This is a genomic window from Aquimarina spongiae, from assembly GCF_900141785.1.
Classification (GTDB): Bacteria; Bacteroidota; Bacteroidia; order Flavobacteriales; family Flavobacteriaceae; genus Aquimarina; species Aquimarina spongiae.
The window spans coordinates 63,069-75,770 of sequence record NZ_FQYP01000007.1; the positions used below are offsets into that span (position 1 = coordinate 63,069).

At 34.1% G+C, this 12,702-nt stretch carries 12 protein-coding genes; all 12 read left to right on the forward strand.

Translation table 11 applies throughout. The features are described from left to right. Nucleotides 1-54 precede the first annotated feature (54 nt). The 12 genes from BUE24_RS15930 (at nt 55) to BUE24_RS15985 (ending at nt 12,634) form a co-directional block, all read left to right on the forward strand. The gene (locus tag BUE24_RS15930; RefSeq protein ID WP_073317817.1) at nt 55-846 is read left to right on the forward strand and encodes a class I SAM-dependent methyltransferase; all 792 of its coding nucleotides are present in this window, start codon (nt 55-57) and stop codon (nt 844-846) included. A gap of 136 nt (nt 847-982) precedes the next feature. Next, a complete protein-coding gene (locus BUE24_RS15935) occupies nt 983-1,324 on the forward strand; it encodes a hypothetical protein (protein ID WP_073317820.1) in 342 nt (113 codons plus the stop codon). 17 nt (nt 1,325-1,341) lie between these two features. Further along, nucleotides 1,342-2,013, forward strand: a complete 672-nt coding sequence (locus tag BUE24_RS15940; protein WP_073317823.1) for a hypothetical protein — start codon at nt 1,342-1,344, stop codon at nt 2,011-2,013. An 85-nt stretch (nt 2,014-2,098) separates the two neighbouring features. Next, nucleotides 2,099-2,920: a hypothetical protein gene (locus BUE24_RS15945; RefSeq protein ID WP_139242028.1), complete on the forward strand. Its 822-nt coding sequence runs from the start codon at nt 2,099-2,101 to the stop codon at nt 2,918-2,920. A 159-nt stretch (nt 2,921-3,079) separates the two neighbouring features. Beyond that, nucleotides 3,080-4,891, forward strand: coding sequence for a T9SS type A sorting domain-containing protein (locus BUE24_RS15950; RefSeq protein ID WP_073317828.1), 1,812 nt, complete (start codon nt 3,080-3,082; stop codon nt 4,889-4,891). 102 nt (nt 4,892-4,993) lie between these two features. Then, nucleotides 4,994-6,241 (forward strand): serine hydrolase domain-containing protein, encoded by a 1,248-nt coding sequence (locus tag BUE24_RS15955; protein WP_073317831.1) that lies wholly within the window; start codon nt 4,994-4,996, stop codon nt 6,239-6,241. Nucleotides 6,242-6,415: 174 nt separating this feature from the next. Continuing rightward, nucleotides 6,416-6,631, forward strand: a complete 216-nt coding sequence (locus BUE24_RS24455; RefSeq protein ID WP_425290167.1) for a LuxR C-terminal-related transcriptional regulator — start codon at nt 6,416-6,418, stop codon at nt 6,629-6,631. A 200-nt stretch (nt 6,632-6,831) separates the two neighbouring features. Further along, the gene (locus BUE24_RS15965) at nt 6,832-7,032 is read left to right on the forward strand and encodes a hypothetical protein (protein WP_073317838.1); all 201 of its coding nucleotides are present in this window, start codon (nt 6,832-6,834) and stop codon (nt 7,030-7,032) included. A 156-nt stretch (nt 7,033-7,188) separates the two neighbouring features. After that, the gene (locus BUE24_RS15970; RefSeq protein ID WP_073317841.1) at nt 7,189-10,383 is read left to right on the forward strand and encodes an AsmA family protein; all 3,195 of its coding nucleotides are present in this window, start codon (nt 7,189-7,191) and stop codon (nt 10,381-10,383) included. A gap of 54 nt (nt 10,384-10,437) precedes the next feature. Then, on the forward strand, nt 10,438-11,016 hold the full coding sequence (locus BUE24_RS15975; RefSeq protein WP_073317844.1) for a DUF4738 domain-containing protein: 579 nt from the start codon (nt 10,438-10,440) through the stop codon (nt 11,014-11,016). An 89-nt stretch (nt 11,017-11,105) separates the two neighbouring features. Next, nucleotides 11,106-12,050: an alpha/beta hydrolase family protein gene (locus BUE24_RS15980; protein ID WP_084549592.1), complete on the forward strand. Its 945-nt coding sequence runs from the start codon at nt 11,106-11,108 to the stop codon at nt 12,048-12,050. Between the two features lie 23 nt (nt 12,051-12,073). Continuing rightward, nucleotides 12,074-12,634: a Crp/Fnr family transcriptional regulator gene (locus BUE24_RS15985; RefSeq protein WP_073317847.1), complete on the forward strand. Its 561-nt coding sequence runs from the start codon at nt 12,074-12,076 to the stop codon at nt 12,632-12,634. Nucleotides 12,635-12,702 lie beyond the last annotated feature (68 nt).

Consider the following 12,702-nt stretch of genomic DNA (forward strand, 5'->3'; position numbering starts at 1 on the left):
TTATTACTTTGGTACTACCTGGATTTTAAACCACCAATCCCCTAAACGTTAGAAATGAATGACCCTAAAACAACATGGAAACCTGAACTATATAATGAAAAACATGCTTTCGTTTATCAATATGGAGAAGACCTGATACAACTACTTGATCCAAAAAAAGATCAAAGAATTTTGGACCTGGGGTGTGGTTCTGGACAATTGACTTCCAAAATAAACGAATTTGCCAAAGAGACGATTGGAATCGACAAATCTGCTGAAATGATTGCCGATGCCAAATCCAAGTTCCCTGACATTAAGTTTGAAATTGCAGACGCCAGTAATTTTGGATTCAGTGAAAAGTTTGATGCTATATTTTCGAACGCCACGCTGCATTGGGTAAAAGACTACAAAAATGCTATCCGCTGCATGTACGAAAATTTAAATCCTAACGGAAAAATTGTTTTGGAGTTTGGTGGCAAAGGAAATGTACAAACCATAGTCCACGCATTGCGAGACTCATTAAACAAAAGAGGTTACGTCAAACAATCCAATCTGGATTTGTGGTATTTCCCTTCGATCGGAGAGTATACTACTGCACTCGAATCCGCAGGATTTAGAGTTCTTTTTGCTCAACACTACGACAGGCCTACTGAGCTTGCTGACGAGCACTCTGGTATCAAAGACTGGCTTTCGATGTTTGCAGAAAGCTTTTTTACTGGAGTTGCAGAAAATCACATAGAAGAAATTAAAAATGAAGTACAGGAAAATACCAAAAAACAATGTTTAATCAATCAGAAATGGTTTGCAGATTACAAAAGAATTAGAATAGTAGCTAGAAAGGAAAGCGGGTCTGATGGCGATATATGATGAAAACGTATTTCAAGTTGAATCAAATATATCATACATATAATTAATTATCCAATCCATACGTAGCTTATTTGGATGATAAGGTAACATTTTGCTTTCCTACGACACCAATAATGAACTCAGATATTTATTAGTAATGACAATAGAAGAATTAAAATCTAATTTAAAATGGTGGGAATCCAAAAGATGGATTTACAATGTCTTAGTTGGGATATCTGGAGTAATCGCTATCTTCAATGCTCTTGCAGAAATCCCCTACCAATGGGGACTTGAAGACACTTTAGGAATAATTATATGGGGAATTGGAGCAAATATCTTTTATTCCTTAGGAACCTTGTTCGAACTGTTTGAATGGTACTATTTGAACAATAAAATTGGAATCAAAAATTTCAGGTTATTCTTTTTCATTTCTGGTACTTTTGTAAGTTCCATCTATACTTTTTGGTGTGTTATTGTATATTTTAACGATTATGTTTGATTGTAAAATGGATAAATATGTTGAATTGGTTTAAAAAGAACAAAAAGCCCAAGTCAGAATCTGAAGTTCTAAAAACAAATTCTGATGAATATTCTTTTCGTTGGTTTGAAGAAGAAGACCCTGACAACCCATTTAACAAAAGAATTCTTGACATTAGTCCCTACACGACAACAGCAATGGCATTTACCAAAGAAAAGGCCGTTGCAGAAAAGTACAATGAATTAAGGGCTTCTTTGGGAAAGGAACTAATTGAGATTGACACTTCGGGTTTTGATACAACATCGGCTAATCTTCAATATCCACATAATGGAGAACAGTTAGAAGGTATCGCATTTAAGGCTGATTCTATGGATTGCAAATGGGATATTTACGCTTATGATAATTATCTGTTTTTCTCCAGAAGTTGGGACGGACGATTGGTTTATAAAGCCAAATATACCATTACAACCGAAAAAATATCGATACCCGAAATCCAATTTGAGAATGATTTATCAAAAAAAGAAGCAATAAACGATGTCCATTTTTTAATTAAAACCCATGCGGTGGGTCAAGCCTTCCCTCATATGATCCCAAAAGACATAAAAACTGAGGCCCAAATTGCACAATGGTCTTTTAGCAAATTTGGAAATCGAGCCTATTATGCCTGTTATGATGATATTACCGATACTCTTATTACATCAAAAAAATGAAAAAATAAGGTAACGTTTTACATTGATGCAACATACATATTCAATGTTACAAACTATTCAAACCCAATTTTAGAATATGAAAAAAATGACCTTAATACTGGTAACTATTACCACATTGGCAATAATAGCATGTTCATCAGATGATCATTCTCCAATTGAGAATGAAGATATAACTAGTGAAAGTGAGGATACAACCTCTGAAGATGAGGACACAAACAATGAAAATGTAATCAAACTTTATAAAAAGTCTGAAATGTACCGTAATGGTGTTTTAGTTTTTGATAAAGTCATAAATTACAATTCCGAAAATAAGATTCAATCTATTATTACAACTAATTATGAGCACTTTATAGAGACCATCACGGCTACTTATTCAGAAAATACAATTACTAGCATTACAAAAATAAACACCTTCAAAGATCCTGATAGACCTGAAGAACATTTGACCTTTGAAGTAATCATGGGGGATAATATAATTACCTTGAAATCAAATACTTTTAGCGTAGAGATAAAACATTCAGATGGCTATGTAGATTCTACTAGAAGACCTCATATTACGCATCCAAATATTACATTACAAAAGTTTACCAGAGATTCAAATCAAAATTTACTTTCAAACACAGCTGGAGACGATGAAATTTCTACATATTACTATTCAGATTTTGACTCTGATAAAAAGGTTGATCCTCTCGGTAGCGTAACATTTTTTTCATATGCTGACTTTTTCAGAATATTGGGTCTAAAAGTAACAAAAAACAATCCCTTAACTTCTAATTACAATGGCTCAGGTGTAATCTCTACCACCCATATACGCTTAGAATACGATGCATCTGGATACGTTACCAGAACATTTAACGAGCCAAATACTGATAATACCTATATAAAACATGAGTACATTGAATTGTAAAAAGCTTTGGATAGAAAGCTATATAAGTAACGATTGGGCTTATACAACACAATAATCCTTTTTAATTTTGGATCAATCAACTAATGGGTTAAGAAAACCATATAATTTAGAAATAAAAGTACTGAATCCAATATCATTAATTCCCAAATTAAAAATAAAATGAACGCTAAAAATAACCTTTTAACTCTTTTCTTATTTTTTGCTGCTTTTTCTCTAAACGCTCAAATAAACATTCCTTTTTTCGAAGACTTTAATAATGATTTCTCTTTTGTGGAACCCGATACTTTTGCGCTTCAAATAGCAGGAAGAGATGATCGATATGCTCTCGGTTTTGTAGAAGATCCCAATCCTAACTCCCCATCCTGGAGAGATCAATATTTTGAATGGCTAAGCGATACTATAAATGGTCCTAAAGGCTATAGTATTGACTTTGGAGAAGAAACTAATAACAAATACTTAAAACTTACCGTTAACCCAGGAGATATGCCTCCAAACGGAAATGGTAATGAAAGAGCCGAGACCGGGATAGGCACCAGATTCCAGGAAGGTAAAACCACTTTCTTTTCTTACAATTTTCGAATACCTCTAGATGATACATTCACAGATGTGGATGATCATTGGTTAATGATAGGACAACTAATAAGTGGGTCAAAATCCTTTTCGGTTGAATATGTGAATGATACAAGTTTGAACGACAACGAAAAAAGGAGTTTATTTTTACCATTGTATGACACAAAAGAGATAAGAAGAGGTAACGTCCGTATTAAAAACGCTATAAAAAAAGGGGTATGGCATGAAATAATACTTAAAGTCAAAGCTTCAAAGGATGAAATCTTTCACAATGTTCAAGATATTAATGATTTTAATACTGACAACGGTTATCTATCGATATGGATTGATAAAAAACCAGTTATCCTAGAAAAATTGTTCTTTGATGATACAAACAGAAAATTTTCTTATGACTGTAAAATAGGAAATACAAATGATAATGAAGCTAGATTTATGCACTCAACGATTAGAGAAAATGAGATTTCTAGAATCTTAAATATAAAATTTGGACAATATCGAATGGCTACAAACATTTCGAATACGGTACATTTTGATAATTTAAGAATTACAGACATTTTCCCTGATAATCGTACGAAGTTAAAGTCCGAACATTGTAATGCCATAGTTCCAATTGATAATTATAAATTACACATTTATAAAATAATTGGTGCTACAGAATACGTTGCTCAATTTGAATCTGGTGGAGAAATCAACTATGTTGGTATGGGAAATTCAACTGAAATAAATCTCAATTACTTAAACTTTCTTGAAGCTGGCAAAACCTATAATGTTCGTGTTCGAGCCAAGGGAGTAACTAATAGTGGATATGGAGAAAGTTGTACAATTACCATCCCATCAAAAACAAAATTAAAAACAGAATACTGCAATGTCATTGTTTCTACCAACAACAATACATTGAAAGTTTATGAAATACCTGGCGCAACAGAGTATGTTGCTCGATTTGAATCTAATGGAGAAATTAACTACGCAGGAATGGGAAATTCTACTACGCTAAATTTAAATTATATAAACTTTTTAGAAAGTGGCAAAACTTATAACGTTCGTATTCATGCAAAAGGAGTGGTAAACAGCGGCTATGGTGAAAGTTGCTCTGTAACAGAAAGCAATTTTGGAAGTGGAAATGAGAATTTAGCCCCTGATCATAAGATTTCAGGAAGCAAAAAACACTCTAACTATAAAGAAATTATTTACCCAAATCCTTTTAAAGATTTTCTACATCTAGATTTCCAAAATAACTATATTAATGCAGAGCTATACAACACAAAAGGAAGTAGTATTTTAAATATAAACTTTAAGAATTCAACATCAATTAATTTATCAGAACTCTCGACAGGTATTTATTTCCTTAAAATAATTAATATGGATAATGAAGTAATAATTCATAAACTAATAAAAAATTAATATTAATCAATGATTTACGATTCTCTATTTGATAAAATGCTGTGATCAAAATGAGTATCATAAAATAAGATCATGTTCTCATTTTAAACAATAAATCAATATATGAAAAACCTCTTTTTAGTCTTCACCCTTTCAATACTCTTTTTTTCATGCAAACAGAAAAAGGAAACTCCAAATACCCTAGAAAATAGTTCTGCTGCAATAAATGATACATTAACAAAGAATTTGAAATCAGCTTTTGAAAAAGAGGCTATTATTGGTTTTTCGGTTGCTGTAGTAGACGATAAAGGATTGATTTACGAGAATGGATTTGGATACACCGATATCGAACAAAAAAAACCTTATACTTCTAATACCACTCAAAACATAGCCTCGATATCAAAAACGTTGATCGGAATTGCACTCTTGAAAGCTCAAGAATTGGGTAAGTTGAATATCGATGATCCAATCAACAATTATTTACCATTCAAAATCATCAACCCACATTATCCAGAACAACCTATATTGATCAAACATCTGGCCTACCATACCTCCTCAATTACAGATCTTGACGAGGTTTATTCGAAATCCTATGTTTTAGAAAAGTCCAAACATAACGACAATGAAGGCGTATACGAATGGTTTTCAAAGCCAGAAGACAAGATTTCTCAAATTGAATTTATGAGAAATAGTTTGACCGAAAATGGGAAATGGTACCAAAATGAAATCTTCCTAAAAACAGAACCGGGAAAAACACGTGAATATTCAAATATTGGGGCTGGACTTTGTGCTTACATCATCGAATCAGCTACAGGTCAAAGCTATGAGTCTTTTACAAAAGAATATATCCTAAAGCCTTTGAAAATGAAAGCTTCGGGTTGGTCATCAAAAGATATAGACACTACAAATCGTTCTAGGTTGTTTGCCCATCAAAAAATGATGATTGCCGAATATTCGCTTATTACCAAAGCGGATGGTGGGTTTATTACCTCTAGCCAGGATTTAGGATTATTCTTAACAGAGTTAATCAAAGGATATAAAGGCTCTGGTACATTACTAAGCAAAGCATCCTATCAAAAATTGTTTGAAAAGCAGCAATTTCCTAATGTAAAAACCAATCAGGAATTTGGCATTTTTATGGAATTCAGCGATGAGTTTATACGAATTAAAGATCAAATCATTGGTCACAATGGATCCGACCCTGGAGTAATGACCGCTATGTATTTTAACCCCGAAACTGAAATAGGTAGAATACTGTTAGTCAATACAGATTCTGATTTTAATGATAATTTTTGGCCCGAAGTACAGGAAATTTGGAGATCTTTAATTCACTATGAGTCTCAAATAGACACTAATCATACCAACAGATGAGAATAAGTAACTACCATTAGATCAAAAGCGATGAAGTTAAAGAGCATCTTGGCAAAATATCAAAAATACTTACTTGTAATTGCTATTGTAATATCTTCTATAGCTGTTTCTATACAATCTAGTGAGGGGAAAGTTAAATTAGTCTTGCGCGATTATCCTTTCCTCATTTTCTTAATGGTAGTAATAAGCTCATTCTTAGTGATCATCTATATTCAAATAACCAAAAGAAAAATCGAAACGCTTTCGGATCAAATTAGGAATCAGTCCAAAACTAAAAGTGAAGAAATTGAGGTACTTCTACATGAATTAACGGAGAGGCAACGAGAAGTCTATAATTTAATTCTTTCTGGAAAGACCAATAAAGAAATAATGTCCGAGCTATTTATCTAACAAAGCACGCTGAAATCACATATTAATCAGATATACAAGAAGCTAAACATTAAAAGCAGGAATGAATTAAAATCAAGATTAAAAACCTAAAATTTTATCTCAGGGTATAAAATCAACCTTTTATCAACCCTGGATAATTTGTTCATATAGACGCATCTCATGAAATTGCCGACAACAATTTTAATCAAAACTATATCTATATGAAAAGCGGCTTGTTATACGTTTCCATGTTTCTAATCATCTTGTGTATTCCTTTTAGTGGAGATGAAAATGAGATACGTTGGTTATGGTCAGACCTAATTGAGGTCCCTGTAACATTACTTTGTACTTCATTGACCTGTATCGCATTGTATTTGTTTCAAAAAGAATCAACACAAAAACGTACTAAGAATGGTGCATAACCAAGTTTGAGAAGTGAACGATTATAGCTATTTGTTTTTATAACTACTTAAGCTTGGTGAATCCAAATGCTAAATAAGGCCCTTAATAAGGTTTTTTTCATACGAATTCGTTATTTTTAAAGTTTAACTCCTGTTGTAACCCTAAATACACCTACTTTGAAAATTAAAAAATTCTGGAAACGAATTTTATTAGCACTACTCCTGGTCCCCATAATAGTAGTTGGAGGGCTAATGCTATATATCCAGAGCAACCAATCCGAAATCATTAAAGGAGAGATCGCAAAGCTCAACCAAGAACACCAAGGTCTCATTCGCGTTGGTGAAAGTGAATTATCACTTTTTGGCAATTTCCCGTATACCTCTATAAAAGTTTATGATGTAGGCATTTTTGAAACCAAAGCAGACAATGCACCGGTCATCATGGATGTAAAAGACATATACATTGGTTTCAACCTCATCGATATTGTAAAAGGAAACTACGACATCCAGTCTTTAATTATAGAAGAAGGAGTATTAAATCTTGTTATTCACGAAAACAACACCACGAATATTCAGAACTCTTTGGCTAGTACCTCAGAAACAGAAACCCCTTCTACCAATATTCACCTCAAAAAAATAAAATTTAAAAATCTGGATATCCATACTCTGGATGAAGCCACCAATACAGATGTCGAAAAATTCATGTATGCCGGCACAGGTGGTTTTAGTCAAAAAGACAGCATCATTGCCGGGCATATCGATACTCATTTTGAATTAAATGTGATCAAAGATGGGGATACCACTTTTATCCATAATAAACACTTTGAAGTGCACACCGATGTTGTATTTAATGAATCTACGGGTATTCTCGATATACAACCCTCTGGTATTGCCATGGAAAATGGAGATTTTGAATTAGAGGGGTCTATCGATACCAAAAATGATGTAGACCTCGACCTTTCTATAAAAGGTACCAAGCCTAATTTTGATATGCTTATTGCCTTTGCTCCTACAGATGTCATCCCTGTTTTGGAGAAATATAGAAACGCTGGCGAGATTTATTTTAATGCTACTATCCAAGGTCCTGCCAACAAAGGGAACCGACCTTTTATCAATGCTAATTTTGGAGCTGGAAAAGCCTATTTGGAAAATACTCAAAGAGCAAAAAAGATAGATCACATGGGCTTCAACGGTCATTTTACCAATGGTGCCAATAGAGATGCCAGTACCATGGAGTTCTCGCTAACCGATATGACCGCATCTCTGGAAAAAGGAGAGTTTGAAGGGTCTATTTTAGTAAAGAATTTTGAGTCCCCAGAAGTCGATATGAAAATCAATTCGAATTTCAATCTGGATTTTATTGCAGAGTTTTTTGAACTAGAGCAAGTACAGGAAGCCTCTGGAGAAGTGTCGTTGAAAATGAATTTTCATGATATTATCGATATTGACCAACCCGAAAAAGCATTGCAAAAACTCAATCAGGCATACTTTACCGAGTTGATTGTAAAAGACTTGAGTTTAGTCTCCAAAAATCTTCCTGCTCCCTTACATAATTTGAATATCAATTTGGTAATGAATGGCAAAGAAGCCACCTTGAATCAGTTTGAAATGTTGATGGGAAATTCGGATCTATCCATAAGTGGTTTTCTTTCAGACTTACCTGCAATAGTACATCATACTGCAATCCCAGTAGAAACTCATTTGGATATAGCTTCCAAAAACCTTGATATTGCGGAATTAACTGGTTTCTCAAAACAAGATTCTACTCAAAACGGTGTTGATGAACAAATAAAAGACCTTAGTTTGGGACTTTCTTTCAAAGCTTCTGCCAAAGATTTTACAGAATCTGAGTACTTACCCAAAGGAGAATTCTTTATCGATAGTTTGTATGCAGACCTGAAACATTATCCGCATAATCTGCATGATTTTCATGCCGATGTATTAATCGATGACAAAGACTTAAAAATTGTGGATTTTACCGGTTATATAGACGATAGTGATTTTCATTTTGACGGGCTCATCCATGATTATGCATTCTGGATGCAACCCGAATTGAATGGAGATGTAGATTTGGATATCAACCTCAATTCTAAAAAACTAAGGCTGGAGGATGTCTTTTCGTATAAAGGAGAAAATTACGTCCCAAAAGAATACCGACATGAGGCTTTTGATGAATTGGCTTTTCATTTTGCCTCCAGTATGCATTATAAAGACTCTGCATTACATTCCATCGATTTGGCTCTAGACAAACTAGATACAAAAATGAAATTACACCCCCTTCGTTTTCATGATTTTAGAGGAAACATCCATTACGAAGACGAGCATTTGGTGATCAAAGATTTTCATGGGGAAATAGGAACCACCAATTTCAATTTTGCGTTAAACTATTACCTTGGGAAAGATCCACAAATAAAGAAAAGGGACAATTACTTCGAGTTAAAAGCAAATTATATTGACTTTGATGCATTGTTTAATTTCGATTTAAATCCACCAAAATCTACAGAAGCAGTTACTTCAAAAACTGCAGATGTAAAAGAACATGCAGAGGCTTTCAATTTATACGAATTGCCATTTACCGATATGCAATTTAAGGCCGATATTGCGCATTTTATTTATCATCGCATAGATCTTCAAAATATCAAAGCAGATTTAAGAACTACTCCGGATCATTACATCTATATTGATACTTTACATATGGATGCAGCGGGAGGAAATATTCGATTAAATGGGTATTTTAACGGTAGTGACCCTAAACATATCTACATGCAACCGGATTTGGTGATGAACAATGTCGATTTGGATAAATTACTATTCAAATTCGAGAATTTTGGGCAAGATCATCTCGTTTCAGAAAATTTACAAGGGAAACTCACCTCCAGAATCAAAGGGAAAATCAGAGTATACCCAGATATGGTACCAGATCTGGATCAATCTACCTTAGAAATGGATGTAAAAGTATTGAACGGAAGATTAAAAAATTACGATCCTATGCTTGCACTTTCAGACTATATGGGGGATCGAAACCTACAAAATATTCGGTTTGACACCTTGCAAAACAGCTTGGATATCAAGAAAGGAAAGATTACTATTCCTGCGATGACGATCGAATCTACTTTGGGTCATATGGAATTATCTGGTACTCATGATAACAATCAAAATATAGATTACTATCTGCGTATCCCCTGGAAAACGGTACGCAAAGCCGCCTGGCAAAAATTATTCGGGAACAAGAAAAATGATTCCATCAGTACCGGGCAAGAAGATGAGATTGTAGAAGTAGATCCCAACGAAAAAATAAAATACCTCAACCTTAAGATCAAAGGAAATATAGATGACTACAAAGTATCCTTAGGTAAGAAAAAAGAAAAGTAACATTTTGTCTTGACTATACACCTATACTAAAAGGTTGTATACAATTAAAGCGTTATGAGAATATCACTCCTCATTCTGGTATCTTTTCTATTTGTACTCTCTTGTAAATCTGAATCAAAAACAGATCTTTCGAACTCGAGCAAAGACACGATAGAAGAAGGAAAACTAAAAAATCAGGTCAATCCAAAAATTAAGGATAGTATCATAGAAAAATTCTTCCCCGATACAAAAGATCCTATCAAAAATGATACTTTGATTCAAAATCGTGGGATACGGATTTCTATTGTACAAACCCCATTAGATTCTTATGTTGTCAATGAGTTTAATAGTGATGGAATTAAAAACATCCATAAATACCGCGACTTTGAAAATCACCTAATCATTGAAACGGATTCTAAAATTTTGACCGACACCGTATTCAGAAAGGTAAATTTCTTAGAAAACACCGGTCAAGAATTCCAGGAAATATCGGTATTTCATGGGTATTGGTTTAGTGAAATAAAAGATAACCAAATCGAATTATTTGGAATCTTATCAAAGCCAGAAACAGATTACTCATTCGGTTTTCAGCATTTTTTTGATATAACTTCTGGCGAGTTCAAAATTCAACCATCTATCGAAGAGGATTATTAAAAAACACCATGCTAAATTACCTGCAGCTCGTTGTAGATTTACTACCTTAGTAGCGCTTTCAAATATTCTATAATAAAGCGCTATGTGCCATGCCAGCAAAAAAATCAAAGAGAATTTATATTTTGATCGCTAGAGAGATCCCTAGAATACGTAAGAACTATCTGGTTTTTCTTACAATTTTTCTTTTACCATTCGCTATACATGAAGTAGTAGCACAATCATCAGATTCGATCAAGACAACAGAAGTGACCTTCGAGAGTGAAGGAGTTACTCTGGCAGGTACCTTATATGCTCCCAAACAACCTGATGCTGCTGTAGTAATTGTACACGGTTCTGATCGCGTTCCAAGAATGCCAAAGTTTGCCGAATTATTGGCAAAAAACAACTTGTTGGTACTCACTTATGATAAACGTGGAGTTGGAGCATCTGGTGGAATGTACGCAGGCCCCGAAGTGGGCACTAACAATATCAGTACAGATAATTTAACGCTATTAGCAAAAGATGCAAACGCTGCTGCGCAAATCATTCATCAACATCACAACGATGTACCAATAGGTTTGGTAGGTTTTAGTCAGGCGGGATGGATCATCCCCATTGCTGCCCACAATAACCCACTGATTGAATTCATGGTGTTATTTAGTTGCCCTACCATTACCACGCTCGAACAACTGAGATTTCAGTTTTATACCAATGGCAGAACTGATTTTTGGGAAAATCATACCGAAAAAGATGCGCGCTACCATATCAAAAACGATCCCGATCAATATCAATTTACAGCCACTGATCCAAAAGACATGTTGAGCAAACTTTCAATTCCGGGATTATGGTTGTTTGGCGAAAAAGACATTCAAATCCCTGTAAAAATGGGTATGGAGCATTTAAACACCTTCAAAGCCCAAGGTAAACCGTTTGAATATGTACTTTTCCCAACATTAGGACACAATACTGCTTTTGCAGATACGACAGAACCAGTTGATATTTCTATTCATTGGATACAACAAGAGGTTTTGAAGATTAAAAAAAATGCGAGATAAAGAATAAAAATCCATTATCACTTTTGAAAAAATATCTATCGTCATTTTACGAAGTAAATGAACCCATTCTGGAGTCGTATATCTCTAATTGGTCAGCATATACTGTACCCAAAAGGACGATCATCACCGAATCCGGAAAAACGGAACGATATCTCTATTTTGTAGAAGAGGGAATTCAAAAATCATATTACTTAAATGATGGCAAACAGCATGTGATGTTTTTTGCATATGCACCTTCCTTTAGTGGTGTCGTCGAATCCTTTCTCACACAAACACCTTCAAAATACTACCTGGAAACCATTACCGATAGCAAGTTGCTACGCATACCTTTTGCCAAACATACCGAATGGATACAAAAGCATAGAGAATTGGAGACACTCTTCAGAAAAATTACCGAATCTTTTTTATTAGGAATCATTGAACGACACCATGAATTAATGGCTTTTAATGTGGAGACTCGTTTTAGAAATTTTGCACAAAGAAGTCCTCATTTGCTCAATATGGTTCCTCAAAAAGATATCTCCTCTTACTTGCGAATAGATCCTACCAATTTCAGCAAATTAATCAACGCTATCAACATCTAGAAATCTTGGTTTTTACCAAGATTTAGCTTAAAGACGTTTTAGAACTTTGTCATCATATCAATGACAAA